Consider the following 2,428-nt stretch of genomic DNA (forward strand, 5'->3'; position numbering starts at 1 on the left):
CGATAGTAGTAGACTTTTTCATGTATGGACTCCTTAGATTTAGGCTTTGACACCATAAATTCTAGCTCCCTCCAGAGGGAGGGAGTCCATACATCGCGAGCCATAGCGAGACTAAGAATCTGCTTGCCGCTTGCTGCAGACCATAGAGCGGTTAGCAGAATGTCTCGATGTACAGCGCTTCCACCTTATCTCTGGCCCATTGCGTTTTACGCAGGAACTTCAGCGACGATTTGATTGAAGGATCTTTCTTGAAACAGTTCACACGAACGCGCTCATACATGCCATTCCAACCAAAGTGTTCAACTAGTCGGGTGACGATTTTCTCTAAACTCAACCCGTGAAGTGGGTTATTCGGCTGCTGTTGACTCATGCTATTGATCCGGTAAAGTGAAGTTGCGCGCTAATCTAACTCAAACTCGCCGTGCAACCTAATGTTTTAACCTTGAATTGGCCTACGACTCTCCCCTATAGTAGCCCAAACTTCTTAAAAGCCCTTTTCACAATGAAAGCCCTCAACGACCTCAATATTTTTGTCGAAACCGCGCGCCAAGGCAGCTTTTCAAAAGCCGCTAACAGCATGGACATGACACCTGCCGCCATTAGCGCATCGATTAAGCGTCTTGAAGGGCAAATCGGTTTCCCGTTGTTTGTGCGTTCCACCCGAAGCCTGCGTTTAACCTCAGAGGGCGAACTGTTTTTAGACAAAACCACGCAAGCGTTGGCAACATTGCAAGAGGGGTTGGATCAGATCTCAAGTGCGCGCGGGGAGTTGTCTGGTCAGCTGCACATTACTGCACCCTCCGATTTTGGTCGCAATATGTTGCTCGATTGGGTGGATGAGTTCATCGAACTCTACCCAAATGTTTCCATTAAACTAGAGCTGTCCGATAGCTTGACGGATATGTATACCAAGCCTGTCGATATTGCGATTCGCTACGGCGAACCGGCCGACTCCAATCTGGTCGTATTGGCATTGTGTGGGTCAAACGAACGGATATTATGTGCATCGCCAGAGTACGTAGCTACACATCCAGAACTCACCTCTCCTGCCGATTTAACGCAACACAATTGCTTGTGCTACATGGTCGCGGATTCGGTCTACAACAAATGGACGCTCACGCGTGGCAGCGAGAATGAACAAATCGTGGTCAGCGGTAACTTGTTGAGCAACGATAGTGACTTGCCACACCGGTTAGCGATCAAAGGCAAAGGCATTGCGAATAAATCATTGATGGACATCAGCCGAGACTTAATCGAGGGAAGATTGGTGCGAGTGTTACCAGAGTGGGATTGCGGCCCAGTGCCGCTCTACATGGTATGTGCCGATCGTCGATTATTGACGCCAACGATTCGGACTTTCCGCGACTTTATCCAACAAAAATGCTGCCAGCAACGCGCCAACGTGCTGGCAACCTTCTGTCATTAGGCGATAAATCGAAGAGGACGAATCTGGGTATATTCAACCCAATCGTTCTCTTCCAATGTTTCAAGAAACGTCGCCATATGCGGGCTTTGCAAATGCTTATCCAAGGCCTCTTGCGATGCCCAGATTTCTTGGAACATAAATAGGCCATCAACTTTTTCGTCGAGATACAACTCGTATTGGCAACAGCCTTCTTCTTTGCGAGTTGGCTCTAGTAAACCAGCAAGCAAATTCACCACCTGATCCTTACTGTCTGGATAGGCTTTCACTTCTGCGACTAAGTGGATCATCGTTTTATCACTCTTTTCCGATTTATATATTGATTACAAGGTTCTACGTCACCTGCAAGTAAGCTCGAATTAGATCTCGGTGAATACGGTTTCTGCGTCCCAGCGAGACTTTGGCGTTTTCGCGTTGAAGTCATCTTCCGCGTGGTAGCCAAGCGGCACGATTACAACGCTGGTGTAACCTTTTTCACGCAAGCCAAATTCTTCATCCAGCACTTTGGGATCAAACCCTTCAATTGGCACTGCATCGATTTCTAACGTCGAAGCACCCAGCAGCAACGTACCCACGTTAAGGTAAACTTGTTTCTCCATCCAATGGTTCGCATCTTTCAGATCAAAACGGTGCATGTTCACAAAGTAGCTACGACCACCGCGCACAGCCGCTTTCGCTTCTTCGGTTGGGAATCGGCCATCTTTTTCTTCTTGCGCCATTAGCGCTTCAATGTAGTCGTTATCAATGCCTGTTTTTGCACAAAACACCAATACGTGAGATGCGTTGAGAATCTTCGCCGCGTTAAACGCGTAATTCTCTTGCGCCGCTTTAGCGATGCGCTGTTTGCCTTCTTCTGTGCTTGCCAGAATGAAATGCCAAGGCTGGGAGTTCACACTCGATGGACTAAAACGAATCAGCTCTTTAACTGCGTCGATTTTTTCTTGAGGTAGCTTGCGCGTTGGGTCAAACACTTTCGTTGAGTAACGAGATTTTGCAGCTTGTACG

General features: G+C 47.8%; 4 protein-coding genes. 1 reads left to right on the forward strand and 3 read right to left on the reverse strand.

What is annotated here, in order from left to right; genetic code table 11:
• Positions 1-151 precede the first annotated feature (151 nt).
• Entirely contained in the window at positions 152-370 is a 219-nt protein-coding gene (locus CAG68_RS13680) for a VF530 family DNA-binding protein (protein WP_005374929.1), read from the reverse strand.
• Between the two features lie 132 nt (positions 371-502).
• Here CAG68_RS13680 and CAG68_RS13685 point away from each other — a divergent pair, with 132 nt between their 5' ends.
• Positions 503-1,426 carry a LysR family transcriptional regulator gene (locus CAG68_RS13685; protein WP_053303892.1) on the forward strand — a complete coding sequence of 308 codons (924 nt, stop codon included), beginning with the start codon at positions 503-505 and terminating at the stop codon, positions 1,424-1,426.
• On the opposite strand, the gene CAG68_RS13690 is transcribed toward CAG68_RS13685, so the two are convergent.
• Positions 1,423-1,713 (reverse strand): putative quinol monooxygenase, encoded by a 291-nt coding sequence (locus CAG68_RS13690; RefSeq protein ID WP_005374925.1) that lies wholly within the window; start codon positions 1,711-1,713, stop codon positions 1,423-1,425. The two genes, CAG68_RS13685 and CAG68_RS13690, sit on opposite strands and share 4 nt — an antisense overlap.
• 69 nt (positions 1,714-1,782) lie before the next feature.
• On the reverse strand, positions 1,783-2,428 hold a 646-nt coding region (gene nfsB / locus CAG68_RS13695), incomplete at its 5' end, for an oxygen-insensitive NAD(P)H nitroreductase (protein ID WP_161441269.1).

The organism is Vibrio sp. V42_P2S4T144 (assembly GCF_009904715.1).
GTDB lineage: Bacteria > Pseudomonadota > Gammaproteobacteria > Enterobacterales > Vibrionaceae > Vibrio > Vibrio alginolyticus.

Excerpts from the sequence above, each read along its gene's own strand:
- CAG68_RS13680 (WP_005374929.1), bottom strand. The coding sequence starts at position 370 with ATGAGTCAACAGCAGCCGAATAACCCACTTCACGGGTTGAGTTTAGAG.
- CAG68_RS13685 (WP_053303892.1), top strand. The coding sequence starts at position 503 with ATGAAAGCCCTCAACGACCTCAATATTTTTGTCGAAACCGCGCGCCAA.
- CAG68_RS13690 (WP_005374925.1), bottom strand. The coding sequence starts at position 1,713 with ATGATCCACTTAGTCGCAGAAGTGAAAGCCTATCCAGACAGTAAGGAT.